Genomic DNA, 26,361 nt, shown 5'->3' with positions numbered 1-26,361 from the left:
CGCCGGCTCCTACAGGGGTCAACATGAGGCTTTATGGGGTATCAGGCTGGTTGGCCGGGTGCGCCGTGATGAACGCTGGATGGGTGGCTGCCAGTGCCGCTACTCGGCGAATTCGTGGATACGCTTCGAGGGAAATATTGAATCGCTCGGCCGCGTACAGCTGGGGGATCAGGTAGACATCCGCCAATCCCGGTTCGTCGCCAAAGCAATAACCCTTCTCACCGATCAACTGCTCCACCGTCGCCAGCCCCTGGCTGATCCAGTGCCCGATCCACTCCACCACTTGCGGCTCGTCATGACCCAGTTGGCGCAGCTTGTTGAGCACGCTGACGTTATGCAATGGATGCACATCGCAACCAATCACCGCCGCCACACCGCGTTCATGGGCGCGGGCGGCAAGGTCTTTGGACAGCAGCGGCACCTGTGGATAACGTTCTTCCAGGTACTCGATGATCGCTGGCGACTGAATCAACAGATCGCCTTCGTCCGTGCGCAGAGCCGGCACCCGACCCTGCGGGTTGATGCCCAGATAAGGCGGCTGCCGATGTTCGCCACCTTGCGGTGCAATCAGGTTGATCGGCAGCGCCTGGTAGTCCAGGCCCTTGAGCGCCAATGCGATTCGCACCCGAAAAGACGAGGTCGAACGGTAGTAGGTATAGAGTTCCATGACCCGATCCTCTTAGCGAGCCGACAGCACTTTGCCGCGGCATTCGCCGAAACCGATAGAGGCAAAACCTTCACGGCTGCAACGGGCACGCAGGATGATTTCGTCGCCGTCTTCCAGGAATTTACGCACCTCACCCGACGCCAGTTCGATCGGCTTTTTACCGCCCTCGGTGATTTCCAGCAGGCTGCCGAACTGACCGCTTTCGGGACCGGACAAGGTGCCCGAGCCGAACAGGTCACCGGCCTGCAACTGGCAACCATTGACGCTGTGGTGCGCGACCATTTGCGCCACGGTCCAGTACATGTGTTGGGTGTTGCTGAGCGTCAGGCGATGGGCCGGCAACTTCTGCTCGCGCAGGCCTTCGGTGAGCAGCAGCACTTCGAGTTCGATGTCGAAACCGCCAGCGGCTTGATCGCGTTTGTCGAACAGGTACGGCAGCGGCTGCGGATCGCCTTCAGGGCGCGCAGCTTGCGGGCGACGGAACGGCTCCAGCGCTTCGGCCGTCACCACCCACGGTGAAATGCTGGTGATAAAGCTTTTCGACAGGAACGGCCCCAACGGCTGGTATTCCCACGCTTGAATGTCACGTGCCGACCAATCGTTGAGCAAGCAGAAACCGGCGATGTGATCAGCGGCATCACCGATGGCGATCGAGTCGCCCATCTCGTTGCCTTGGCCAATCCAGATGCCCAGTTCCAGTTCGTAGTCCAGACGCGCGCACGGACCAAATGTCGGCTCGGTCTGACCGGCCGGCAAGGTCTGGCCTTTCGGACGGCGAACGTCAGTACCGGACGGACGAATGGTCGAAGCGCGGCCGTGATAACCGATGGGGACGTACTTGTAGTTCGGCAGCAGCGGGTTATCGGGGCGGAACAGTTTGCCGACGTTTTGCGCGTGCTCGATACCGACGTAGAAGTCGGTGTAATCGTTGATTTTAGCTGGCAGGTGCATCTCGCAATTCGCCGCCAAGGGCAGCAGTTTTGCGCCTTGGGCTTCGATTTTTCCGTGCAGGGTGCTGCCTTCGGTGAACAGTTCCAGCAGACGTTGGCGCAAGGCAACGCGAGCGTCGCGACCCAGTTCGAAAAACGCATTCAGTTGACCGCCACGGGTCGCTTCGACGGCCGCTTTCGCAGCGCCATCGAACAGCCCGGCTTCCAGCGCCGCCTCCAGATCAAAAATATGCTCGCCGATCGCCACACCGCTGCGCGGGGCTGAACCGTTCACGCTGAACACACCCAACGGCAGGTTTTGCAGCGGGAAATCGGTGTGGCCGTTGGCGGAGGCAACCCAGCTACGAGTGATGGAAGTCTGAGTCATGGGTTATCTCCGGGTCGGGTCGAAAGTGGCAGGCAGCGTGGCCCAGCAGGCATCGTAGTTTGTTTGCAGTTGCGGGCAATCCAGGGCGAAACGGCTCGGGCGCAATACCTGGCTGGTCTCGAACATGAAGGCCATGGTGTTGTCGATTTTCGCTGGCGCCAGTTCCGCATTGATCGCCTTGGTGCAGGTTTCACCGTCGGGACCGTGTGCACTCATGCAGCTGTGCAAGGACGCACCGCCGGGCACAAAGCCTTCGGCCTTGGCATCGTATTCGCCTTTGATCAGCCCCATGAACTCGTTCATCAGATTGCGGTGGAACCACGGTGGACGGAAGGTTTTCTCGGCGACCATCCAGCGTGGCGGGAAGATCACGAAGTCCAGGTTGGCCAGGCCATGCACACTGGTTGGCGACGTCAGGACGGTGAAAATCGAAGGGTCCGGGTGATCGAAACTGACCGTGCCGATGGTATTGAAACGGCGCAGGTCATATTTGTACGGCACGTTATTGCCATGCCAGGCGACCACGTTGAGCGGTGAATGATCCAGCTCGCAGCCCCACAATTGACCGAGGAATTTCTGCACCAGCGTGGTCGGCTGCTTGAGATTTTCGTAATGCGCAACCGGCGTCAGGAAGTCCCGCGGGTTGGCCAGGCCATTGCTGCCGATCGGCCCCAGGTCCGGCAGACGCAACGGCGCGCCGTGGTTCTCGGCGATGTAACCGCGCGCTTGCGGGTCGAGCAGTTCGACGCGAAATTTCAGCCCGCGTGGCAATACGGCGATTTCCAGTGGTTCCAGATCCAGCACGCCGAGCTCGGTAGCAATTCGCAAGCGCCCCTGCTCCGGCACCAGCAGCAGTTCGCCGTCAGCGTTGAAGAAAACGCGCTCCATGGAGCGGTTCGCGCGGTAGCTAAGGATGCTGATCCCGGCCGGTTTTTCCGCGCCCGAGTTGGCGGCCATGCTCACCAGCCCATCGATGAAATCGGTCGGCTCGGTGGGGATGTCCAACGGGTTCCAGCGCAGGCGGTTGGGGGTCACTTCACCCAATGGGCCGCCGGCCAGTTGCCGATCCAGTTTGACGAACGCCGGGTGATTGGCCGATGGCTGAATGCGGTACATCCATGTGCGCCGCGCTTCACTGCGAGCCATGGTAAACGCGGTGCCGGAGAACAATTCGGTGTAGAGGCCATAGGGGGCCTTTTGCGGGGAATTCTGGCCGACGGGCAGTGCGCCGGGCAACGCTTCACTGCTGAACTCGTTGCCGAAGCCTGACTGATAAGCCAGCGCTGGCGCGGTTGAATCAGGGTTCATGGAGCCTCCTGAACAGGGAGTAGGCAGTGGCCTGTCGCTCTGTTGCAGAGGTTCGGCACGCCTGGGTTATTTTTATCGTAATTTGATTACGCATAACGTAATTTGATTGGTATTGACCGTCAAGCTATAAAGACGCCCATTCGTCCCGGGATCAGACCGCCTCCATGGAAACGCCGCGCAACAACGACAAGCAGAAAGTCCGCTCGGCCGAGGTCGGCACCGACATCCTCAAGGCCTTGGCCCAGTTGTCGCCATCGACCTCGCTGTCGCGCCTGGCGGAACACGTGCAGATGCCGGCGAGCAAGGTCCATCGCTATTTGCAGGCGCTGATCGCCAGCGGTTTTGCCGAGCAGAACACCGCCACCAACCACTACGGCCTCGGGCGTGAAGCCTTGCGCGTCGGTCTTGCCGCACTCAACAGTATGGATGTGCTGAAAGTCGCTGCCCTGCCGTTGGCCGAACTGCGCGATGAACTGAACGAAACCTGCTTTTTGGCGGTGTGGGGCAATCAGGGTGCGACCGTGGTTCACATCGAACCGGCGGTGCGCGCGGTGACGGTGGTGACGCAGTTGGGTTCGGTGTTGCCATTGCTCAGTTCATCCACCGGTTTGGTGTTCGGCGCGTTTCTGCCAAAGCGTGAAACCGTCGACTTGCGCGAGCAGGAACTGCAAACCGCCAACGTTCATACGCTGGCGGACGATCAGGCCTACACGGCATTGTGCGAACAGATCCGCGAGCGCGGTCTGCATCATGTGCACGGGTTGCTGATGCCCGGTGTCGATGCGTTGTCAGCGCCGGTATTCAATGCCGTCGGGAATGTTGCTGCGGTGATGACTATTGTTGGCCCGGCGTCGTTGTTTTACGCAGACGAAAACGGCCCGGCGGCGCAGCGATTGCTGGCGGCGACGCGGGCCGTGAGTTGGCGGATGGGGTATGAGCCATCCCGTTCTATTTGATCTCTGTCGACCTCAGTATCCAGCCTGCACAGAGTAAAGAGAAAAATTAATGCACTGTGGTTTTGCTGGTATTGACGTCTTGTTCACCCAGCACGTCTTGAACGATTTCGAGCAGTCTTTCATGACCGAGTTTCTGCCCCGTGGCCTTAGATACCATGCTCACAACGGTTTTTGCATCACCAAACAACTGGATCAAACTCTTCTGGGCATTGGTGACCTCTTTTGCACCCCGAGTTGCCTGCCCCAGGCTCACCAGTCCGATCAATGCGTCCTTGAAGTATTTAAACGAGGCATCGTAATCGCCATAGTAATGTGCCTTTACGCCATCGTAGAAATTTTTACCCAGTTCTACAATCGTCACCAACACACCAACAGGAGGAATAACTAAACTAATAACAGTGGCAGCCAACATCACATTATCATAAATCAGGCCCGCAACAATCTCATTAAGACTGGTGGTTTGTTCATCGACATCATCAATGACCCGATTCACTTTGATTTCATATGAAGCTCGCAGATCCCTGACCCTGGACATGTACGAAGGCACAGGCGCCGCAACTGTGTCAGCACGACTCTGAAGCAGATCAAAATAGTCGTTGACCACCTTTTTATCTGCGACTTTTATTCGATTGATGTAATAACTCCTGAACGGACCAAAACGAAGCCTGACAGCGGAAGCAAAATGACCGATGGGGCGAAACGCCGCACCATCCGGTGCATCCGGAGTATAAAGAAAATCTTCAAGTCCTTTAGCGGTCTTAATCCTGAATATATAAACACCCGTCACCTCACGAGTTTTTAAAATATTAAATCGATAGACACTTTCCTCATTGACCACAGGATTCTCATACAATTGTCCTTGCGGAACTTTCAGATCAAGAATAAGTTTTTCAATACTTCTAAACTGATCACCGTCCAATCCAGCATCAAAGAACTGAGTCAGTAAGGCCTGATGCATCTCACAATGCACACGTTTGAAGTTTACTTCTCGTCTGAAGGTGTAGGATGAATGACGCTCAGCCAGATAATCAGACTTCAGAAAGTCAATATATTTTTCTCCCGAGCGAAGTGTTTTAGACCACGAGGCAATATCTCGTATATCGAGCTTGTCGAGGGGCGGGTGGACAGCTCTCCAATAAAATTTAGGATACTGCCCTGGAACGGGTTGAGGACTATTATTAGGCTCAAAGCTACGCCCCTCGACAATCAGTTCCGTCAGACTCATCTGCTCATCCGAGCTTATTTGCACATAAACCATATCGGGATCGACATTGACGTAACTCCCGCGAGAACGAAGTACCGCCTCTACCCTTTCTTTAATAAGTTCTCGGGAATATTCCTCAAAGGAAGGAAACGCCGTTTCGCGGGACTCTACAGTGTAAAGCGCTTTGAGCTCTGTATTTAGACGAGCATGTTGCTGACGCAACAGTCGCGGCACATTTCGGTAATAGGCCGGAGCTGCCTGATTGATTTTCGCTAACGACCAATCATAATTCAGCCCCACAAAACGGGTCAGTGGTATTCGCGTCTCTCTATTTAAAACTATGGACTTGAGGTTACTCAGAATCGGTTTTATAACGTGCTGACGCAGCCTTTCCCCCACACTTGGAACATCATTGGCATTCATAAGCGAAGCCGCATAACCAGAATCGCTATTCATCCATTCCCCAAGTTTTTCCTTAAAGGCATTAAACTCAGCAAAACGAAGGACCTCATATTCCCCTTTTGGGGTTTTCAAGAAGACCAGTTGTGTACCAAACGATTTTTGCGCCCCCCAGAACAGCATGACATCATTCAAACAATGGGACGCTCCGTCGAAGTACACGCCATTAATCTCAACCGCCAATTCACCTTGCAATCCACGCTCAACCAACCGGACATCGTTATCGTTGATCTTTCCGGTGTATCGAGCTATCCACAGTGCGAGTTCCAATTTACTCGACAATCGATTGAGACAGGCATCGTGATAGGCCTGTGACAGATAAAAGGGCGCCGCCTCCACAAAATCGCGTCGTACATCGACAGTTTGCAACCAGTATTCAAGCTTTTCGGGAGTCAAGCCAGGAATTGCCTGAGCGCCCTCGAAACGCATCTGGACCCTGTGTCCACCATCGTGCAATCCGAAAATAATCTGTTCTGTCAGGGTCCTTGCGTCCTCCTGAACGATCGTCCGACCACCGATTTTGAGCTCATACCGGCTATGAACTTTTATCGTATCGGGGTTGATTTCAACGCCGAACGCACTGCGGGCCCAATCTTTAACCTTTCTGCGAGCATACAAGGTCAGGGAAAAATGCTCATCGGACTTAACTTGAAACTCGGCGTCGTAATTATCCGCCGATTCTTCAAGTTCCTCATACCGCAGCTGAACGTTCTTGTCCGACGCTTTTAACCAGTCCGGCCAACCGGCACGATTGACTGCCGCCTTCAACACCTCGAATTGAGCTGACCAGTTTGATTTCACCGCGTCCAGTCGCTGAATCGCTTCCAACTCAACGAGCAAATTCGGGCTATGGCTATCACCAAAGTTTAAAAGCCTCGAAAAATCATCGCGCTGTTGCTTTAGACGACTATCGACACAAAAATCGAATATATCCTCTTGCACATTCTTATAGGACACACTGGTTTTCGAGACAGACCATCGCGAACACAATGCCGCATGCATATCATTACTCGTGACGAAAAATTCGAAACCGCTTTCTGGCGTGTACACCACACAAGTGTGCCAGTCGTCATCCAGAGAAAGTTCTGAAGGTGTCAGCCCGTTCATATTGACTACAAAGCTGGAAGGAAACGTCGCCGGAATTTTGTTTGGTACTTCCAATACGATGCGGTATAAAGCAGTACCCTTTCCCGACAGCAGGAGTTCCGAAACCCGTCGCCCTTGGGAAGAGTCCAATACTCCTCCAATAGTACTCAGCGACAGTTGGGCCATCAACGCATGCGCCTGTAATTGCTTCAAGACATCTTTGTTCGTCGAAGCCGGATTATCAATCACTCCGGCATTGGTCAGCCAGTATCGATCAACGCTTGCGCGATGCTCCGATCTGAGATCACTTATTGCTTTTACCAGAATGCGTTCGACCGATTGAATACTGAGGCCTTGAACAGCGTATGCATTATTTGTAGTGTTCGGTCGTGTGTATACACCATCCACCCCAAAAATATAGTTAGGAGATATATTTTTTTCCAAACACTCGAAAAAAACATCCAGCAAAGTACCTGATGGACGAGTTTTCTGCTCAGCCGTGTAAGCACCTCTGGTAATAAAAATATTTTCAGAATTCAGCGCCACATTATACTCATGTACTTTCAGCGCTAACCGGTCACGGGTCATTTCCTTAAATGAAGGAACATCACCCAGAAACGCCAAAAGTTGCTCCCCCACCTGCCGAACCTTCGCCAACTCAGTGGAAGCCTGCACGGTTCCTTGCGGAGCATCGAGCATCAAACTGTTATAACTTGCACTCATCTTAGTTATCCTTGATAGAGACAGACCAGAAGCAACTTCATGTCACTTCACCTGCAGAGGCCCAACCCTAATAACTTTTCACCGCGCTGAAAACACCAAATCCATTTCAAGTAATTTAGTCATCAAACAATAATATTAAAACAACCACCCCCCCCACATTTAACACAACCTTAATAACTTCGCCTTTGCCACTGCTTGCGTTCTCCGGGCAACACCCAACTTCCCATGAATTCGGCGCGCATGAGTCTTAACCGTATGTAAGGAGATATAAAGCTGCTCAGCTATTTGCTGATTGGAATTCCCTTGAGCAATTAACGCGAGCACTTCCAACTCGCGTCGGCTGAGCGGGCCTGCGTCCACGACAGACGGCAAATCGCTTACTTCACGTTCAAAATCCGGTTGTCGCAATTTCAATTCACGCAACGCTTGGTGGAGACCATGACGCTTAACCAATTGCTGACCGCACTGTAAAGCACGCTCAGCAAGGGAACTATCCCCCATCAACCAAGCGACTTGCCCCAGTGCCAACTGCAGTTCTGCCTCCAGGCTTAACATGCCTCTCTGTTGCGCCTGATCTATCAATCCAAACAGTTGAATTTGCGGCTGGTTTGCTTGGTGCAAACAGGTTTTCGCTAAAATCAGCAGGTATTCAATGCGTGGTATGAGATCAAGGGTGGCGGGGGGCGCCTGTCGCGCCTGAGGCCCACGATAATGACGCAAGACCCGCGTCAAGGCCTCAACCGCTAATTCGGGACGGCCCTGCTGGAGCCAGATTTGACTGCTGATTTGCAACAGCACACCGCGGTAAACAGTGTCGGGAATCTGCCGCTGTTGCATCAAGCGTTCGGCGTCGCGCAGATGGGCAAACGCCTGGGCATAGTCGCTCTGATTGGCCGCCACCTGAGCCAAACCGAGGAACCCATAAAGCACCCGTTTGTCGTGACTGCGCAGACAGATCTGCATCCCGGCTTCGAAATATTCGGCGGCCTGTGCATCCAGGCCCTGAGACAAGTTCAAGCGCCCACGGCGCAAGGCAATTCGCCCAAGCAAGGGCCCGGCGATCTGCTGCTGTTGAGTGAGTAGGCCATGTACATTCGCGAGCAAACTTTCGGCACGTTGAGGAGCGCCACGTTGCTCCAGTAATTGCGCGTGATCGAGTTCAAGCAGACCTTCGAACACCAGCGAGCCTTGTGCTCGTGCCAGGCACAACGCATCGCGGTTTATCGCCTGCGCCAAATCGAGTTCGCCCCTGAGCAGGGCTTGTTGCGTCAAACCCGACAGGCACATCAAACGTACGGGCCAGAGTTCAGCACCGAGCACGCTTAGCGCGTCGAGAAAATGCGCGCGTGAACCCTCCATGCGCCCTTGCAAATGCAGTAGCCAGCCTTGCTGGGCCTGCCAGCGCGCAATCAATTGCCGCTGAAGGAGCGCCGACGGTTGAGGGGTGAATCGAGACAGATGTTCGATGCATTCGGCCGCTTGCTCGAATCGACCGGCAAACAGCAAGGCTGCGGTGATCAACCCGACCAATTGCGGCGAGCCGAGCGTCAGTTCGTCGCCGTGCTGCTCATGCAAACGCAGCAACAGGACCACTGTCTGCTCCTCGAATAGATGCTCGAAACTGAAGTGCTGCAGCAGGCTGACCGCGACTTCGAATTCTTCGGCCAGCAAGGCCTGCTCGAAGGCGGCTTTCCAGTCCTGTTCAGCCGTGAACCATTGGCAGGCACGTCGATGCCAGGAACGACCGGCTGGCCATTGCTCATTGCGTATCGTGTGAGTGAGCGGAGCGAAAATTTGCAGCCAGTCTGCCGAGTCCTGCCAAGGCTCGATAAAACAGCCCAGTTCCTGCAACACCTTCAGGTACGCGCAGCCTTCACCGGCCCCAAACAGGTGATCGCAAAGGCTTGCATTGAAACGTGGCAAATGCGCCAGGACCCGCCAGACCTCCGCCAATTCCGGGGTCAGCACAGCGAACAACTCGTGCTGCAGGTAATCAAGCAACGTGTCCGTTTGCCCTTGAAGTGTGTTGTTGCGCGACCAATCACATTTTTGCAGCAGCGCAATCCGTACGCCCGCACACCAGCCGCCACTGCGCTGGATGATTTTACTGGCGGCGTTGTTGGCGTCTGCCTGCGGCAGATGGCGCAACAGTGCGGCGATTTCGGTTTGATTGAAGGCCAGCGTCGAGTGCTCACATTCATACAATTCGTCATCGAGCAGCAACCGCGGCCAGTTGCATTGCGGGCGCCGACGAGCGCCCATCCACCAGGTCAACATCGGGCTGCTGACCGCCAGCATGCGATCCAGCAACAAGTCCAGTTCGGGGTTCGGGACGCGGCAATAGTCGTCGAGAAACAGCCAGGTCGGCGTCTGCAATCGCGCCAGTTGCCCCAGCAATTCAGTTTCGCCTGACGAGGCCAGCCCTAGCGTCTCGGCCAGACGTTGTCGAAAATCAGCGGTGCTCATTGCCACGCCAGACAACGGCAACCAACACACACGACACTGCGGCGGTGCCTGCAACAGGCATTCGGCGAGCAGTGCGGTCTTGCCACTGCCCGCTGGTGCGCAGAGCAATTTCACCCGCGCCGTGGAGGCCAGCAGCGGCTCGGTCAAACGCTCACGCGACAGATGATGGGAGGACAGTCTGGGCAAAAATCCAGAACGGTCCAGACACGGAGTCATGGCGGTCATTGCGGCGTGCCTTTTTATAATTGTCCGCCAACCCTAGACCTGTCCAAGCCGCTTGTTGAGAAGTATTCAGCACGCTGATTGGCGCCCATAAAAAAGGCGACCGAGCGGTCGCCTTTTGTCCTGCGAAGGTATCAGCCCCGTTACCGAACCCCTTCGGCACGCAACGCCGAGGGGGTGAAGTCGTTAACCTTGGCTTCAAAGGCAAACTCAAAACTGTGTTTCTCTTCGTTCTTCATGCCCAGTGCAATGTACCGGCCGGCAATGATGTCGTAGAGCGCTTCCAGCGTGTAGGCCTGGGCCTGGTGATCGTAGTAATACTGAGCGTGACCCTCCGCCACTCGCCACAGTTGCCCGCGACCGTCGTAGTGATCCACCAGCGCCACTTGCCAGCTGTCTTCGTCGATGTACATGTGGCGCTTGGCGTAGATGTGGCGCTCGCTCGGCTTGACCGTGCCGATCACTTCCCAGACGCGGTGCAGCTCATATCGGGTCAGGTCCTGGTTAATGTGGCCGGCCTTGACGATGTCGTCGTACTTGAGGCTCGGCGAATCCAGTTTGTAGCTGTTGTAAGGGATGTACATCTCCTTCTTGCCGACCAGTTTCCAGTCGTAGCGATCCGGTGCACCGGAGAACATGTCGTAGTTGTCGGAGGTACGCAGACCGTCAGCAGCGGTGCCCGGGCCGTCATAGGCCACTTGCGGGGCACGACGCACACGGCGCTGGCCGGCGTTGTAGATCCACGCCAGACGCGGCTCTTTCACCTGATCGAGGGTTTCGTGCACCAACAGTACGTTACCGGCCAGACGTGCCGGTGCGGTCACCGACTGTTTGAAGAAAGTCAGCACGTTGGCGGCTTTGTCCGCGTCCATGTCCTTCATCAGTTGCGGGACGGCGATTTCTTCCTCGAAGCGGATCGGAGTGTAGCTGCCGTTGGTTTGCGGGGTCACCTGGGTGATGATGCGTTTGAGGTTGCCGCCGTGGTAACGGGTGATGTGGTTCCACAACACTTCGACGCCATTCTTGGGAATCGGGAATGCGTAGTAACGGTTGCCGGTGAAACCCGCCAATCCGTTACCGTCATTGATGGTGCTCACGCTCAGTGCACTGCGCTTGGCTGACTCGTAGATCTCTGGCGGCACGGCCACAGTGCGGTGGGTCGGGTAGACCGGAATCTTGTAGGTTTCCGGGTAGCGTTTGAACATCGCCACCTGGCCTTCCGACAACTTGTCCTTGTACTTGTCGACCGTTGCGGGGGTGATTACAAACAGTGGTTTTTCGTTGCCGAACGGGTCAGCCAGAAAACCTTTGCTGTCCACCGCACCGGCGTTTTTCGGGATGCCGCCGGTCCAGGCCGGAATAGAGCCGTCAGCGTTGCCGGCCTTCTCGGCACCCAGCGGCGTGAGGCTGGTGCCCAGTTTGTTGGCTTCTTCCGGCGACACCGCCGCCATCACGTTGACAGCCAGCAAGCTCAGGGCCAGGGCGCCACATTGCAGAATCATCTTGCGCATTGAAATCATCCTTTCTCAGCCAGATCAGAAGTTCACGCCGAAGCTCAGCGCCACGAAGTCGCGGTCTTCGAGGACGTTGAAGTCACCACCAAAAAAGTCGGTGTAGCTCAGGCTCGCGGTATAGGTGTTGCGGTAGTCGGCATCGACACCGACGCTGACCGCTTTGGCGCCTTCGTTGAACAGCCCGTTGGGGCCGTAGCCGGCGACATCGTGCGACCAGGACAGGTTGGGTTTGAGGTTGATCCCGGCGAACACGTCGGCGTAATCAAGGATTGCCCGCGCGCGGTAGCCCCAGGAGGTCGAAGTGACAAACCCGTCAGTTTCGCCACCAAAACCGTATTGCCCGTAGACCGAATCACGGCCGTAACGCAAGTGGCTGCGTCCCTCCAGGCCACCGACATGAACCACCGCCGCTTCGCCGACCACGGTGAGCCGCTGAGCCCCCAGTACCTGATCGAAGAACTGCGTCAGCGAGCTCTGGATTTGCGTGACTTCCTTGCGACGGTAGCCTTTGTTGTCGGCACCGGGCGTCGAGACGATCGGCGATGCCAGACCACCGGCAATCGGGTTGAGCATCGCCAGTGTCAGGTCGTTGGTGTTGACCTGTACGGGCGCGTTCGGGCGATAGCTGATCTCGCCACTCCACGCGGTACCGGTGGACAATGTGGTGGAGAAACTCGCGCCATAAAGACGAATGTCCTCCGGATAATCGAGGTAATACTGACCGCGTCCCAGCATCACACTTTGCGCCAGCCCCGAGCCGCTGCCAGGTGCCAGCCGGTTTGCGGTGGCGACCATGCCCGGCAGGCTGGCCAGCGTCGAGGCGCCCGCTGTAACCGTGCCCACCGTCGGTGAGCGGCTGTGGTAGTTCATGAAATACAGACCGTACTCGGTGTCATCGCCGAGCCAGCGCAATGCCGTGCCCCACTGCCCGGAATCCCGCGCATCGCGGTCGCCGCCACGGGGAACGACCACGCCTTCGCGAGTCACCAGAATCGGTTGGCCGAACGCGGCGGCCAGCGGCGCCAAAGGAGCAATCGCTGGGCTACCGACGGTGTAATTGTTGTTGCAACCATCGGCCGCCACGTCGACAGCGAAGAACGTGCCGCAGTTGTCGAGAACGGTCTGGTCCCACTCCAGTTGGTAGAAACCTTCCACCGAGAGCTGATCCGTCAGGCCTTGGGAGACGTACAGCATGTTCACGGGAATCAGGCCTTCCTTGATCTCGGCGCCCGGACGACGAAACGCAGAAACGTCGATCGGGTTGATGCTGTTGATCGAGTTGCCGATGAAGGTACTTTCCCCCCAACTGACCACTTGCTTGCCGGCGCGCACGCTGCCTGGGCGGTCGACAATGTTGTAGTTGTGATAAACGAAGGCGTCGAGAATTTGCCCGCCGGAAGACTTGGCGCCTTCCTTGCGACCTTTGTTGCTGATCGGCTTGAAGTCACGGTCTTCATCTTCCAGTTCGAAGTCGTACCAGTACTTGCCGCGAACGAACACACCGGTGTCGCCGTATTTCAGTTCGAGGTCGTGAATCCCTTTGAAGATTTTGGAAAAGGTTTCACCCTTGCTGAAGTTCAGCCGCCCGTCATCACCGGTCGATGACTGCCCGGTCCCGCCGTTCACGGTGCCGACCAAAGACTTGTCGGCATCGCGCATGCCCCAACTCGCGCCGATGGACAGCGAGGAGTCAAACGTCCCCTCGATCTCCCCAATGTTGAATGAAACAGCCTGCGCCTGGGCACAGCAACCCAAGGCCACCGCAGCGGCCAGCGCTTGCGGCGTGAAGATGGCGCGCATTGTTGTTTTTGTCATGCGTCTTCCCCGGTGAGTGACAGAAGGCCCCACCCTACTGCCGCAACCCGAGAGCGATAAGCGCACCAAGGAGGTATTCGGGATGTACCTCTAAAGGATGAATGGCCCGCAGGGACGCGGGTTTGCGCAGGGTATGGATGGGCTGGATGGCGGGTTATCAGTCAGATGCATGCGACCTCGTAGCCGCCATGAAAATCCGGGACTGTTGCTCGGGCTGCAACACTGCATGTCGCGAATCGCTATTTTTCCTTTTAGGTCAGGGGCTTATTCTTGCCGGGCTTTCAGGGGCAACCCGCTGAAGCACGAATCCAGATGAATCGATGCTTATCGATTGATCGCCCTGTGTACACAGACGTTGTTTTTTAGCTCCTGATCCAACGTCTTATTTGGCCGCTGCGTTTGCAGCGGCCTTTTTTATGTCTGTTGAAAAGCCGATCGTCCTGTTCTACGAGAAACATCCGAAAGCCACATGGGAAATTTCTTCTTGTACAGAAGTATTCCGACTCGCTTGCTTTAGCCTGCCGAAACTTCACTCAATCTCACACACACTTACTTACAGCCCAATCAGAATCATGCACCAAAGTTTTGCTGTAACTTGAAACAAGTCGACCGTAAGCCGACAAACGGAAATCAGTACAAACCGAATATTTTCACCACCCCATCAATCCCCCATTCAACAAGCACGTTCAAAAGGATATGAATATGCAAAAACCCCCAACATGGGAGTTGACCGAAGCTGTTCACACGACTGCAATTGCCCCTTTACACATGCGCATCGTCCCTGCTACTTCATCAGTCATTCCCCACAGCGGCACGTTTGGCCCTCACAACCCCCAACATATTGTAATTGCGAACTCAGATAAAATAGAAACCACCAAAAAGTCGATTGAACAAGCACATCAAACCCGCGCTCATCAACTACCACAAACCATCGAACATGAACTCGCCACCACCAGACTGGAGTTTTCCAATCAACCTCTTTCTCCAGTAGACGCGATCATTCGTGAACTAGGTGTTCGGAACACTCTTCTGCATCGAAAGACCACTGACTTCCATCAAAAAATAAATCTCGCCAATCAGTTTTATGGCGGTGATCCGCTACGCCGTAGCTTGGTTGAGTTCTATCAAAAAGCAACGACCATGGAACAACGGGTCATGCCCAGTGGTATTGCAATGAACACTTGGGCGGCCTCGTACGCCGCGGCACACGAGGCCAGGCTACTCGCGCAATCCATTCAGATACTGAACCAGCAACACGTGCAGGTACTTAATTGGCTGGCTGCAGTACAAGCTAATGACCAAACGCAAGCGGCGGCGGCAGAAGCCCAACGAGTAGCTGCCGAAAGCACCAGGATCGTAGCCGAACAGCAACGCCTGAAAGCAATAGCTGATGCAGCACGTCGGGAACAAGAACAAGTCTGGTTGCGCGAACAGGCTCGGCTTGCAGCACTGGCGGAAACCGAACAGTTAGCTATCGAGCAAGCTAGAAAGGCTGCCGATAAGGCGCGCGCCGCGCAACTTAAGGAGCAGGCCCAGGCTCAAGAAAATGCACGAATCGCAACATTGATAACAGCGTTGGCCGAGGCGCAAGCAAATGCACAAGCTGCCGCAGAGCATTTCGCAGCCGAACAGGCTCGTCTACAAGATGAAATGGAGCAACGAATCGAGCAGATACAAAAGCAACTAGAAACAGAAAGGCAGACCCTGGAGATTCGCTGGAAAGTCACTGACACGGATCTGCGCTACTACACTCATGAGATACGAGAACTAGATCGTTACAGGGCATTCGGATATAGCGACAGCGCATCCCCTTCCGACGAGTCTCAAATATGGAACAATGCACATACGGCTACTCTTGAGGACTACAAGCCAGGAAGCGAACTGTCACTTTTGTATAACGAAGAAGCCATTGCAGCAATGAATGCACAAGACCAAAGAGAGTACGAAAAAGACATGAGGAGTTTCGAATGATGAACACTATCGAACAAATCATCAAAAACGAATCGGTAGAAGATGTAGTTTCGTTTTTCGCACTTTTCAGATCTGCCCAAGACGTCGACAGAATGTATAGTCGCCACCGTCAGGAGATAGTTTTAAACGGCGAACTGGTAAACACTTACAACTCGCTTTTCAGCAATGGCGTACTGATTAGCGACAAAAATGGAAAAACCGTTAAGGGACCTAACTGGAAGACCCCAAAATTTATGACCGAAAATAAATACTCTTAACAAGCGATTCAGCCACCAAGCCTGAGCTTGGTGGCTCCACGAATTAAAGCGAATACTTCTGCAAATTCCCCATCATTTCCTTCAGCGCCTCAATATTGTCCTTCGGATGCGCCGCTCCTTCGAAATCACAAATCTGCTCCCACTGCGCCGCCACATCTTCCGGAGAGAAACCCACTCGCGGATCAAAACCCGCACCCAGGCTGCGTTCCCAGCGCACCTTGCCCATCCAGCCGCCACCCACTTCAAACAACCCGGAAGTCTCCTTGCAGTTTTCACTGGCCAGATATACCACCAACGGGCTGACCAATTCCGGTTTGAGTTGCTCAAACACTTGTGGCGGGATCAGGCCTTCGGTCATGCGCGTGCCGCCGGTAGGCGCGATGGCGTTGACGAGGATGTTGTTCTTGCGACCTTCGATGGCGAGGGTTCGCGTCAGGCCGTACAGGCCGAGTTTGGCCATGCCGTAGTTGGACTGGCCGAAGTTGCCGTAGATGCCCGAGGTCGACGCAGTGAAGATCACGCGGCCATAGTTTTGCTCGCGCATGTGCGGCCAGGCGGCGCGGGTGACTTTGTAGGCGCCTTCGACGTGGACGCGGTAAACCAGGTCCCAGTCGGCGTCGTCCATTTTGTGGAAGGTCTTGTCGCGCAGGATCCCGGCATTGTTGACCACCACATCGATACGGCCAAAAACGTCGAGCGCGTGCTGGACGATTTTGTCGCCGTCGGTAACGGAGTCATGGTTGGCTTCGGCGGTGCCGCCCGCCTCGCGAATTTCGGCAACCACGCGGTCTGCCGCCGACGCGTTGGCGCCTTCCCCTTGCGCCGAACCGCCGAGATCGTTGACCAGCACTTTGGCGCCCTGTTTGGCAAACAGCAGCGCGTGTGCCCGGCCCAAGCCGCCGCCAGCGCCGGTAACGATCACGACTTTATCTTCGAAGCGCACAGACTCATTCATTGGAAAACTCCAGCAGGCCAAGGGGACAATGAGTCCGAGTGTCAGGCACGGCGCTGCTGGTCACAATAAACAGGGGTGAGGCTGAATGGTGCTCGATAAGGCAGGGGGATAATCAGGACCACGCGACCCTGCGCGGCGGCAAAATCAGCCGATCGCGAAACTCCAGGTAATGCTTGAGCACTTGCGTCGGCGCCTCGGTCTGCGGGTAATGGCCAATCTCGGCCAGCAGGACCGTGTCCGGATTGGGGATCAGCTCCCGATAGCGTGTGACCATGTGCGCGCCGGAAATCGGATCGACCTCGCCATCAATGACGCGCAGCGGTACTTCACCGCGTTGCATGGCCGCGACCCAACGCTCGCGCTGGACACGCCGCTCCGGAATATAGGCGATAAGCTTGTGCATGATCCGCGGGCCGTGATTGCTCTCGACCAAACTCCAGAAATCATCTATTTCACTTTCAGTTGGCCGGGTCATCCGCCCGAAAATCTGCCGAAAACTCTTCACCAGCGCATCTCGCGTGAACGCGCGGCCAATCATCCAGCCCAAAGGGCTGAGCAACAGTTTTTGCGCCAGCAGCGGGCGATGGGTTTCGGGAAACAGGCCGCCATTGAGGAACACACAACTGGCAATGTGAATGCCGGTTTCGTAATGCCGGGCCAACAGTTCCTGCGCCACGCTGTCGCCATAGTCGTGGGCCAACACATGCACGGGCTGCGTAACGCTCAAATGCGCCAGCAATGCCTGCTGCAAGTCGGCCTGTTCGAGCAGGCTGTATTCGTGATCCACCGGTTTGGACGAGTCGCCAAAGCCGAGCATGTCGCACGCAATCACCCGATAGCGCTGCGCCAGTGGCTGCCAGAGGTAATGCCAGTCCCAACTGGCGGTCGGGAAGCCATGAATGAGCAACAGCGGCTCACCCTGCCCCGCCGTCCAGTAGCGGATAGTCTGACCACGAAAGATGAACGTCTGGCCGCGTTTGCGCCAGACACACAGGGGGATCTCGGCGAGTGGCATTAGAGTTTATAACCCGGGTCTTGTTGATCGAGTTTGCGTAGCAGCGCCGGCCAGGCCAGCGCGCCACCCATCCCTTGAGCACTTTTGGTAACACCGGCAATCATCGCCTTGGCACCCGCCAGAATCTGCGGTTCGATGGCGATCAATTCGGCACCGCCGTTTTGTGCCAGCACTTGGATATCGCAGGCGCGCTGGAAGGTAAACATCATCAGGAACGTGTCGGCGATGGTGCTGCCACAGGTCAGCAGACCGTGGTTGTGCAGCATCAGGAAATTGTTTTCACCGAGGTCGGCTTGCAGGCGCGCTTTCTCTTCATGGTTCAGCGCAACGCCTTCATAAGCGTGATAAGCCAGGCTGGACAACACAAACAGGGACTGCTGACTGATCGGCAAAATGCCCTGCTTCTGCGCCGACACCGCCACGCCGGCCGCCGTATGGGTGTGCAGCACGCAGACCACATCGTGGCGAACTTCATGCACGGCGCTGTGAATGGTGTAACCGGCGGGATTGATCTCGTAGGGACTGTCCATCAGTTTGTTGCCGGCTTGATCGACCTTCACCAGACTTGATGCAGTGATCTCATGGAACATCAGTCCAAACGGGTTGATCAGAAAGTCTTCAGTGCCCGGCACCTTGGCCGAGATGTGCGTAAAGATCAGGTCGTCCCAGCCATGGGCGGCGACCAAACGATAACAGGCGGCCAGATCGACGCGGGTTTGCCATTCGGCGGCGCTGACCTTATCTCTGACACTGTGGGGCGACTGGACGGGGGCAACATTCACGGCAAGACCTCCTGTTCTTATTGTTGTGCTGTCGTTACACCAGTCTAGTCAGCCCCCGGGCTTCGTGTAGTTGCATTGGCAGCCAGCTTGATGGCCGTGCGAGTCAGTGACGCAATGAGCTTGGATCCATGTCAAAGGACCGACGCTGGTAACCCTGTAGTGAACAGATTCAGCGATCTCGTCAGAAGTATGACGAGCTTCATCTTCAGCGCAAAACGCTGACCAATTCCGCCAGCCACGGCTCGGCGTCGGTTTCCGGGGTCACCGTTTCGCTGGCGTCCAGACGCAGCATCGGCAGCACTTCGCGCAGCCCCAGTTCACCGAACAGTTCGCGCATTTGTTCGCCGCCGCCACAGAAAGTATCGCCATAGCTCGCATCGCCCAGGGCGATGACTGCTCCCGGCAGACCGCGCCATGCTGCGGGCAATTGATCGCGAATCATCGAATACAACGGTTGCAGGTTGTCCGGCAATTCACCCATGCCGGTGGTCGATGTCACCGCCAGAAACGCTTGCGGTTCGAAAGCCAGGACATCGGCCAGTGACGCACGGGGGTTGTGCAGGGTTTCGAAACCGGCGGCCTTCAAAATACTTGCGGCGTGACGGGCGACTTCTTCAGCCGTGCCGTACACCGAGCCGGAAAGGATGGCGACTTTCATCAATCTGATCCTGAAACTGAGTGAAAGACCGGATATTAACAGCACGAACTGTATTGTTCTTTTAGAATGCAGGCTCAATCAAACCGGAAAGGATTCTCCGATGATCAATGCTCAACTGCTGCAAATGGCAATCAACGCTTCCAACGACGGCATCGTGATTGCAGAAAAGGAAGGCGACCAGGACAACATCCTGATTTACGTCAACCCGGCGTTCGAACACCTGACGGGGTACACCAGCGAAGAGATCCTCTACCAGGATTGCCGTTTCCTGCAGTCAGGCGATCGGGATCAGCAAGCGCTTCCAACCATTCGCGAGGCGCTGAGCACGAAAGGCTCCTGCCGGGAAATCCTCAGGAACTACCGCAAGGACGGCACGCCCTTCTGGAACGAACTGTCGCTTTCGACGGTGAAAGATCCGGGCAATGGGCAGGTTTATTTTGTCGGGGTGCAAAAAGACGTCACGATTCAAGTCAAAGCGCAGCAGCGTGTTGCACAGCTGGAAACACAGCTGGCCGAGGCACTCGCCGAACTTGCTGCGCTGAAAGCGACGAACGGTGCAAACAAAACTTCGAATTAGTGGTCATTAACTACAATCACCAATGACTTTGTAACTACTACTTTCGAGCAAGCCATGCAACGTGACGCACTCCTGACCCAGGATGAACTGGACTTCATCCAGACCATGCAACACAACCCGCAACTCAATGTGCGGGATGCGACGTCGAGCTTGCTCGTTAATGGTGGATCGCAGATCCGTGATTTGCTCACGCGCCTCGCGGCTCATGAGCAAGTCACCATCCAGGCCAATTTTGAAAATCAGCAAATGACCTTTCCGCTGCATCTGGTGGAAGACGAGTTTCATGCGCTGCATTTGCGCTTGGGTGTGCCGAGCATTTACGAAGACGGGCCGATGGTCCGACCCTGGCGCCTGGTGCTCGATGAGCCGGTGGCGCTGGAGAATGCCAAAGGCCAGCCCGGCACGATGTATGTGCACGAAGTCTCTTGCAAAGGGGTTTTGCTGGAAGTTCGCAACAAGACCAAACCACCCAAGCACTTCGCCTTGTGGTTCAGCCCCTCAGGCTATGAACGGATTGCGTTGCGCGGCACGTTTGAGCGTGAAACCGAGCACGGTTTCTATGCCTATGAACTGGGCCAGTCCGACAAAGATGAAACCGAGCGCCTGCGCCAGTTCATCCTTCAGCAGCATCGCCTGACACACCCTGCGTTGCATGTCTGAACCTCAGGTATCGAGGTTGCCCGCCAGGAACTGTTTCAGACGCTGGCGCATCACCGCGCCTTCATTGCCCAGACAGCCAATCGACGAACCGGCCAGGCTTTCCTGAGCCAGTTCCGACGTATCCCCGGCAAGAAACAACTGGCAATCCAGGCTCATCGCCAGACGATTGAGCCGTCGTGGCAGATCAGTTGAAGGCACGTGATTGGAAAAAAGCACCAGCGCTTGCGGTTTTAGCTGCTGGCATACCAGCGGCAACTCATCGAATGGCTGACCAATCGTCAGCAGCCGAACCCCCATTTCATTACTGCTCACGAACAGAGCGGCCACCAACAACTCTAGTTCTCGGCACTGACCTGCCAATGCACTGACGATCACCCGCCGGGGTTGCGCGTTACGCATCAGCAGCAAACGTTGCAATACGCGAACTCGCAGAAACCCATCAAAAAACAGCCATTCGCTGGTGCAACCGAATTGATCCTGGCGTTGTAACAACAACTTCCAGAGCGGCATCAGAATGTCCTGAAAAACGACTGCCTGGGAGTAGGTGGAAAAAATCTGCCCGTAGACTTGATCCAGTTGAACATCATCAAAGGAACTCACCGCCGCTTGGACCTGTTGCTGCCAATGGGCGTAATCGGCCTGAACGACTTCCTTGGGAATGAACTGCGCCAGTGCCTTGGGAGGTTCGGTCCTGGCCAGAATCTTGCCAACCTTGCTGACCGCGACACCGCGGTCAATCCAGCCAAGGATGCTGCGAACCTTCTCGACATCGACCATCGAGTACAGCCGATGCCCACTTTCGGTGCGGGTGGGCTGAATCAGGCCATAACGTCGTTCCCATGCCCGCAGCGTGACGGGATTTATGCCCGTCAGCCGCGCCACCTCACGAATGGGAAACAGCTCTTCGCGATTGATGGAAGGATCTGCCTCAGCGGCAGGAGGAGCGTCAGTCAGGACAGGCATTGGATGATGTACGTCCGGTGCGCAAAATTGGATCCCATTCTAACTCCATTACCCCCTGCATGTTCAACACATGCAAACCATGAAAGTCTCTGGTGTATTGGTCAGATTCAGGAATAATCCTTGCTTGTCTCAAGACGCAGTCCGACACCCTGGTGCTGCGTCTGGCGAAACGCCTATCCGGTGTAACGCAAATGCCCTACGGAGATACAAAATGTCTACCTCCCCCGTCACGCTGATGGTGGCGCGTCGCGTCGCCGATGGCCGTTATCAAGACCTGATTGCCTGGCTGCGCGAAGGCGAACAACTGGCCACCGATTTTCCCGGTTATCTCGGCTCTGGCGTGCTCGCTCCGCCAGCCGGTGATGACGAGTTCCAGATTATCTTCCGCTTTGCCGATGAGCAGACCCTGCACACCTGGGAGCATTCCGCCTCGCGTACTGCATGGCTAGGCCGTGGCAGCGATTTGTTCGCCCATCCAACCGAGCATCGGGTCAGCGGCATTGAAGGCTGGTTCGGCGCAGTCGGACAGCGCCCACCACGCTGGAAACAGGCAGTGGCGATCTGGTTGGCATTCTTTCCGGTGTCCTTGTTGTTCAACTTTGTACTGGGGCCTTTGTTGAGCGAACTGAGCCTGCTGCCGCGGGTTTTCATCAGTACGTTGTGCCTGACGCCGTTGATGGTCTACTTCTTCATTCCCTTGTCGACCCGCCTGTTGGCCAACTGGCTGAACACCACGCCGACACGGCCGTTGCCCGCCCGGCCGTCCACGCAAAACCGCTAAGCTCACTACCACAATAGGTGCATGCCTCCCGTCGCTGGTATAGTTTTGCTCTTACCGCGACGCGAGCCGTTCATGACCCCTTCCGCAGCCCCAATCCTCATCACCGGTGCCGGCCAGCGTGTCGGCCTGCATTGTGCGCAGCGTTTGATTGAAGACGGCCATCGGGTGATCTTCAGCTACCGCAGCGAGCGCCCCGGTGTCCAGGCATTGCGTGATCTGGGCGCCATCGCGGTGTTTGCCGACTTCTCCACTGAAGCCGGGATCCTCGCGTTCATCAGCGACCTGAAAACCCATACCGACAGCCTGCGGGCGATTGTCCACAATGCTTCCGAATGGCTGGCCGAAACGCCGGACACCGAGGCCGAAGCCTTCAGCCGCATGTTCAGCGTGCACATGCTTGCGCCCTACCTGATCAACCTGCACTGTGCCGACTTGCTGCAACGCTCAACTCCGGCAGACATTGTGCACATCAGCGATGACGTGACCCGCAAGGGCAGTAGCCAGCACATCGGTTACTGCGCCAGCAAAGCCGGGCTCGACAGCCTTACCCTGTCCTTCGCCGCGAAATATGCGCCGACAATCAAGGTCAACGGTATCGCCCCCGCCCTGCTAATGTTCAATCCCGAGGACGACGCGGCCTATCGCGCCAAGGCGCTGGCCAAATCCGTCCTGGGCATTGAGCCCGGCAGCGAAGTGATCTACCAGAGCCTGCGCTACTTGCTCGACAACCCGTATGTCACCGGCACCACCCTGACCGTCAACGGCGGACGGCACATCAAATAAGAGGCCTCGCGAGGATATTTCATGACGTTATCCCTGTCCCAGAGCTATCGCGAGATCCTCATCGGTCTCGGTGAAAACCCGGATCGCGAAGGCCTGATCGACACGCCGGCGCGTGCGGCAAAAGCCATGCGCTACCTCTGCCATGGCTACGAACAAAGTGTCGAAGAAATCGTCAACGGGGCGCTGTTCGCCTCCGACAATGATGAAATGGTCATCGTCGACAACATCGAGTTGTACTCGCTCTGCGAGCATCACATGCTGCCCTTCATCGGCAAGGCCCATGTGGCTTATATTCCTACGGGCAAGGTGTTGGGCCTGTCGAAAATTGCGCGACTGGTGGACATGTTTGCCCGGCGCCTGCAAATCCAGGAAAACCTTACCCGGCAAATCGCCGAAGCAGTACAACAGGTGACCAATGCCGCCGGTGTTGCGGTGGTCATCGAAGCGCGACACATGTGCATGATGATGCGCGGCGTCGAGAAACAGAATTCGACCATGAACACCTCAGTGATGCTCGGCGCCTTCCGCGAGTCGAGCAATACCCGCCAGGAGTTCCTGCAATTGATTGGACGGAGCAAGTCGTAATGCCACAACTTCAACCAGGTATGGCGCGCATCCGGGTCAAGGACCTGTGCCTGCGGACCTACATCGGAATCAACGAGGATGAAATCCTCAACAAGCAGGATGTGTTGATCAACCTGACCATCCTGTATGCGGCCCAGGAAGCGGTGCGCGACAACGATATCGATCACGCGCTGAACTACCGCACCATCACCAAGGCGATCATTGCCCACGTGGAGGGCAATCGTTTCGCCTTGCTCGAACGGCTCACCCAGGAACTGCTGGACCTGGTAATGACCAACGAATCGGTGCTGTACGCCGAGGTTGAAGTCGACAAGCCTCATGCACTGCGATTCGCCGAATCAGTGTCGATTACCCTGGCGGCGAGCCGCTGAGTGCGTCTGGCGCATTGGCCGCCAGACTTTTATCATCCGCGCCACGATTTGACCGACAGAGCCCGCCATGAACGATCAACAACGCCTGGAACTTGAAGCCGCCGCCTTTCGCCGGCTGGTGGCCCATCTGGACAGCCGCAAGGATGTACAGAACATCGACCTGATGAACCTCTCCGGTTTCTGCCGCAATTGCCTGTCCAAGTGGTACAAGGCCGCCGCCGACGAACGCCAGATCGACGTCAGCCTCGATGACGCCCGCGAAGTGGTCTACGGCATGCCGTACGCCGAATGGAAAGCCCGATACCAGCAAGAAGCCAGCGCCGAACAACAGGCGGCGTTTGCCAAAGGAAAACCCAATGAGTGATTTGAACACCCTGCGCGCCAGCCTCAAGAGCGGCGAACACGTTTTTGCCGAAACCCTGGCGTTCATCGCCGCCGGTTACGACTATCAACCGCAGGCTTTCAACAACGGTGGTGTGGAAAACGCGGCCGGTCAGAATGAAGGTTCGTGCAAGACCCTGGGTCTGGCGCTGCTCGAAGGCCTGAGCGATGAAGAAGCGCTGCTGGCGTTCGGCGAGCATTACCGTTCGGTGGTCGCAACGCCTGATGGCAGTGACCACGGCAATATCCGCGCATTGATTGCCCATGGGCTGGCCGGGGTGAAGTTCACTCAACAGCCGCTCACTCGCCGCTAAACGCTTTTTCTGTAGGAGCAAAGCTTGCTCGCGATGGCGATCACAGAGACGCCATCGCCGGCAAGCCGCGCTTCTACAAGAGCCACAACACATCCCGACTTTTAAGATTGACCCGGCAACTTTATTTCGTTTGCCGGGCAGCGCTGCTCACGGCTTAGATAAAAAGAAGCATCCCTTCTTCAGAGTCGGTCATCCATGAGCAGCGAATCCATCAGCCGGTCGATCAACATCGTTCATCCTGTCACGCTCAGCCACGGCAAAAATGCCGAGGTCTGGGACACCGATGGCAAACGCTACATCGACTTCGTCGGCGGCATCGGCGTACTCAACCTCGGCCATTGCCACCCGCGCATCGTCGACGCCATTCGCGAGCAAGCCACCCGGCTGACCCACTACGCCTTCAACGCAGCACCGCATGTGCCTTACATCGAACTGATGGATCGCCTGACTGCGTTCATTCCCGTGGACTATCCGGTCAGCGGCATGCTCACCAACAGCGGCGCGGAAGCGGCGGAAAACGCCCTGAAGATCGTTCGCGGCGCCACCGGCCGCACCGCCGTGATCGCGTTCGACGGCGCCTTCCACGGCCGCACGCTGGCCACCCTGAACCTCAACGGCAAGGTCGCGCCCTACAAACAGAAAGTCGGCGTATTGCCGGGGCCGGTGTATCACCTGCCCTTCCCGAGCCAGGACAACGGCGTGACCTGCGCCGAAGCCTTGAAGGCCATGGACCGCCTGTTCAGCGTCGAAATCGACATTGATGACGTGGCGTGTTTCATCGTCGAACCGGTACAGGGCGAAGCAGGCTTCCTGGCGATGGACGTGGAGTTCGCCCAGTCGCTGCGACGGTTGTGTGATGAAAAGGGCATTGTGCTGATCGCTGACGAAATCCAGTCCGGTTTTGGCCGCACCGGCCAGCGTTTTGCGTTCTCGCGGCTGGGCATCGAACCGGACCTGATTCTGCTGGGCAAAAGCATCGCCGGCGGCGTACCACTGGGTGCGGTGGTTGGGCGCAAGGCATTGCTCGACACCTTGCCCAAGGGCGGACTGGGCGGCACCTATTCGGGAAACCCCATTGCCTGCGCCGCCGCGCTGGCGACCCTGGATGAGATGACCGACACACAGTTGCAAGCCTGGGGCGCGCAGCAGGAAGAAGCGATTGTCAGCCGCTACAAAGCTTGGTGCGACAGCAAACTTTCACCGTATCTGGGTCGTTTGACCGGTGTCGGCGCGATGCGCGGAATTGAACTGGCCCATGCCGATGGCACACCGGCACCCGCCCAGTTGACGCAACTGCTGGCGTTGGCGCGAGACGCCGGTTTGCTGCTGATGCCCAGCGGCAAGTCGCGCCATATCATTCGACTGTTGGCGCCATTGACCACCGAAGCGGCGGTGCTGGAGGAAGGCCTGGATATTCTTGAAGCGTGCCTCTGCAAACTAACTTGATCGCAAAATGAGTTCAGGGACTGACATAGCGAATTAAGTTCGCTTGTTGTCCCCGAATTCGTGTCGCAATACTGGCCAAAGACCCCTTTATCTAGCGAGAACATCACCACCTACACATTGAGGCC

At 56.3% G+C, this 26,361-nt stretch carries 24 protein-coding genes; 12 read left to right on the top strand and 12 right to left on the bottom strand.

All coding sequences use genetic code 11. From position 1 onward, the window contains the following. Window positions 1-31: 31 nt before the first annotated feature. The 3 genes from maiA to hmgA are packed head-to-tail and all read right to left on the bottom strand — an operon-like array spanning window position 32 to window position 3,292. Window positions 32-667, bottom strand: a complete 636-nt coding sequence (maiA, locus tag LOY55_RS04550; RefSeq protein ID WP_223523753.1) for a maleylacetoacetate isomerase — start codon at window positions 665-667, stop codon at window positions 32-34. A 12-nt stretch (window positions 668-679) separates the two neighbouring features. Beyond that, window positions 680-1,984, bottom strand: coding sequence for a fumarylacetoacetase (gene fahA / locus LOY55_RS04545; protein ID WP_109786091.1), 1,305 nt, complete (start codon window positions 1,982-1,984; stop codon window positions 680-682). Between the two features lie 3 nt (window positions 1,985-1,987). Beyond that, window positions 1,988-3,292, bottom strand: coding sequence for a homogentisate 1,2-dioxygenase (hmgA, locus tag LOY55_RS04540; protein WP_223523751.1), 1,305 nt, complete (start codon window positions 3,290-3,292; stop codon window positions 1,988-1,990). A 164-nt stretch (window positions 3,293-3,456) separates the two neighbouring features. Between hmgA and LOY55_RS04535 the strand changes: the two genes are divergently transcribed. Further along, entirely contained in the window at window positions 3,457-4,248 is a 792-nt protein-coding gene (locus LOY55_RS04535; RefSeq protein ID WP_109786093.1) for an IclR family transcriptional regulator, read from the top strand. Between the two features lie 46 nt (window positions 4,249-4,294). Here the strand turns inward: LOY55_RS04535 and LOY55_RS04530 are convergent, their stop codons facing one another. The 4 genes from LOY55_RS04530 to LOY55_RS04515 all read right to left on the bottom strand — a co-directional run bounded on the left by LOY55_RS04530 (window position 4,295) and on the right by LOY55_RS04515 (window position 13,737). Next, the gene (locus LOY55_RS04530; protein ID WP_223523749.1) at window positions 4,295-7,720 is read right to left on the bottom strand and encodes a dermonecrotic toxin domain-containing protein; all 3,426 of its coding nucleotides are present in this window, start codon (window positions 7,718-7,720) and stop codon (window positions 4,295-4,297) included. Between the two features lie 159 nt (window positions 7,721-7,879). Next, the gene (locus LOY55_RS04525; protein WP_109786096.1) at window positions 7,880-10,411 is read right to left on the bottom strand and encodes a LuxR C-terminal-related transcriptional regulator; all 2,532 of its coding nucleotides are present in this window, start codon (window positions 10,409-10,411) and stop codon (window positions 7,880-7,882) included. A gap of 140 nt (window positions 10,412-10,551) precedes the next feature. Continuing rightward, the gene (locus tag LOY55_RS04520; RefSeq protein ID WP_077430861.1) at window positions 10,552-11,919 is read right to left on the bottom strand and encodes a DUF1329 domain-containing protein; all 1,368 of its coding nucleotides are present in this window, start codon (window positions 11,917-11,919) and stop codon (window positions 10,552-10,554) included. Between the two features lie 24 nt (window positions 11,920-11,943). Continuing rightward, window positions 11,944-13,737: a DUF1302 domain-containing protein gene (locus tag LOY55_RS04515; protein ID WP_109786098.1), complete on the bottom strand. Its 1,794-nt coding sequence runs from the start codon at window positions 13,735-13,737 to the stop codon at window positions 11,944-11,946. Between the two features lie 702 nt (window positions 13,738-14,439). Between LOY55_RS04515 and LOY55_RS04510 the strand changes: the two genes are divergently transcribed. After that, window positions 14,440-15,708, top strand: coding sequence for a hypothetical protein (locus LOY55_RS04510; protein ID WP_258667766.1), 1,269 nt, complete (start codon window positions 14,440-14,442; stop codon window positions 15,706-15,708). Further along, on the top strand, window positions 15,705-15,965 hold the full coding sequence (locus LOY55_RS04505; protein WP_258667765.1) for an immunity protein: 261 nt from the start codon (window positions 15,705-15,707) through the stop codon (window positions 15,963-15,965). Before LOY55_RS04510 ends, LOY55_RS04505 begins: the two co-directional genes overlap by 4 nt. 43 nt (window positions 15,966-16,008) lie before the next feature. Here the strand turns inward: LOY55_RS04505 and LOY55_RS04500 are convergent, their stop codons facing one another. The 4 genes from LOY55_RS04500 to LOY55_RS04485 all read right to left on the bottom strand — a co-directional run bounded on the left by LOY55_RS04500 (window position 16,009) and on the right by LOY55_RS04485 (window position 19,375). Then, entirely contained in the window at window positions 16,009-16,920 is a 912-nt protein-coding gene (locus LOY55_RS04500) for an SDR family oxidoreductase (protein WP_046026776.1), read from the bottom strand. Between the two features lie 112 nt (window positions 16,921-17,032). Further along, window positions 17,033-17,935 (bottom strand): alpha/beta fold hydrolase, encoded by a 903-nt coding sequence (locus tag LOY55_RS04495; RefSeq protein ID WP_109787888.1) that lies wholly within the window; start codon window positions 17,933-17,935, stop codon window positions 17,033-17,035. Beyond that, entirely contained in the window at window positions 17,935-18,717 is a 783-nt protein-coding gene (locus LOY55_RS04490; RefSeq protein ID WP_046026778.1) for a class II aldolase/adducin family protein, read from the bottom strand. Before LOY55_RS04490 ends, LOY55_RS04495 begins: the two co-directional genes overlap by 1 nt. Before the next feature lie 205 nt (window positions 18,718-18,922). Beyond that, complete coding sequence (locus tag LOY55_RS04485) at window positions 18,923-19,375, bottom strand: flavodoxin (protein ID WP_109787887.1); 453 nt, start codon at window positions 19,373-19,375, stop codon at window positions 18,923-18,925. Between the two features lie 100 nt (window positions 19,376-19,475). Here LOY55_RS04485 and LOY55_RS04480 point away from each other — a divergent pair, with 100 nt between their 5' ends. Further along, entirely contained in the window at window positions 19,476-19,952 is a 477-nt protein-coding gene (locus LOY55_RS04480) for a PAS domain-containing protein (RefSeq protein WP_077430867.1), read from the top strand. 54 nt (window positions 19,953-20,006) lie between these two features. Beyond that, window positions 20,007-20,612 carry a hypothetical protein gene (locus tag LOY55_RS04475; RefSeq protein ID WP_046026781.1) on the top strand — a complete coding sequence of 202 codons (606 nt, stop codon included), beginning with the start codon at window positions 20,007-20,009 and terminating at the stop codon, window positions 20,610-20,612. A gap of 3 nt (window positions 20,613-20,615) precedes the next feature. On the opposite strand, the gene LOY55_RS04470 is transcribed toward LOY55_RS04475, so the two are convergent. Next, on the bottom strand, window positions 20,616-21,575 hold the full coding sequence (locus tag LOY55_RS04470; protein WP_109787886.1) for a MerR family transcriptional regulator: 960 nt from the start codon (window positions 21,573-21,575) through the stop codon (window positions 20,616-20,618). A gap of 211 nt (window positions 21,576-21,786) precedes the next feature. Between LOY55_RS04470 and LOY55_RS04465 the strand changes: the two genes are divergently transcribed. The 7 genes from LOY55_RS04465 (at window position 21,787) to LOY55_RS04435 (ending at window position 26,236) form a co-directional block, all read left to right on the top strand. Beyond that, window positions 21,787-22,356 carry an antibiotic biosynthesis monooxygenase gene (locus LOY55_RS04465; RefSeq protein ID WP_223523744.1) on the top strand — a complete coding sequence of 190 codons (570 nt, stop codon included), beginning with the start codon at window positions 21,787-21,789 and terminating at the stop codon, window positions 22,354-22,356. A gap of 72 nt (window positions 22,357-22,428) precedes the next feature. Then, window positions 22,429-23,139, top strand: coding sequence for a dihydromonapterin reductase (folM, locus tag LOY55_RS04460; RefSeq protein ID WP_109787884.1), 711 nt, complete (start codon window positions 22,429-22,431; stop codon window positions 23,137-23,139). Window positions 23,140-23,160: 21 nt separating this feature from the next. Then, the gene (folE, locus tag LOY55_RS04455; RefSeq protein ID WP_046026785.1) at window positions 23,161-23,724 is read left to right on the top strand and encodes a GTP cyclohydrolase I FolE; all 564 of its coding nucleotides are present in this window, start codon (window positions 23,161-23,163) and stop codon (window positions 23,722-23,724) included. Then, window positions 23,724-24,095, top strand: coding sequence for a dihydroneopterin triphosphate 2'-epimerase (gene folX / locus LOY55_RS04450; protein WP_046026786.1), 372 nt, complete (start codon window positions 23,724-23,726; stop codon window positions 24,093-24,095). Before folE ends, folX begins: the two co-directional genes overlap by 1 nt. A gap of 67 nt (window positions 24,096-24,162) precedes the next feature. Then, window positions 24,163-24,459, top strand: a complete 297-nt coding sequence (locus LOY55_RS04445; protein WP_223523742.1) for a DUF1244 domain-containing protein — start codon at window positions 24,163-24,165, stop codon at window positions 24,457-24,459. Then, window positions 24,452-24,790: a HopJ type III effector protein gene (locus LOY55_RS04440; RefSeq protein ID WP_223523740.1), complete on the top strand. Its 339-nt coding sequence runs from the start codon at window positions 24,452-24,454 to the stop codon at window positions 24,788-24,790. The genes LOY55_RS04445 and LOY55_RS04440 overlap by 8 nt, the downstream gene beginning before the upstream one ends. 195 nt (window positions 24,791-24,985) lie before the next feature. Further along, the gene (locus LOY55_RS04435; protein WP_223523738.1) at window positions 24,986-26,236 is read left to right on the top strand and encodes an aspartate aminotransferase family protein; all 1,251 of its coding nucleotides are present in this window, start codon (window positions 24,986-24,988) and stop codon (window positions 26,234-26,236) included. The last annotated feature ends 125 nt before the right edge of the window (window positions 26,237-26,361 follow it).

It is taken from the genome of Pseudomonas sp. B21-040 (genome assembly GCF_024748695.1).
Classification (GTDB): Bacteria; Pseudomonadota; Gammaproteobacteria; order Pseudomonadales; family Pseudomonadaceae; genus Aquipseudomonas.
The sequence above is the reverse complement of the archived record's forward strand: the minus strand, read 5'-3'. Positions and strand labels throughout refer to the sequence as shown.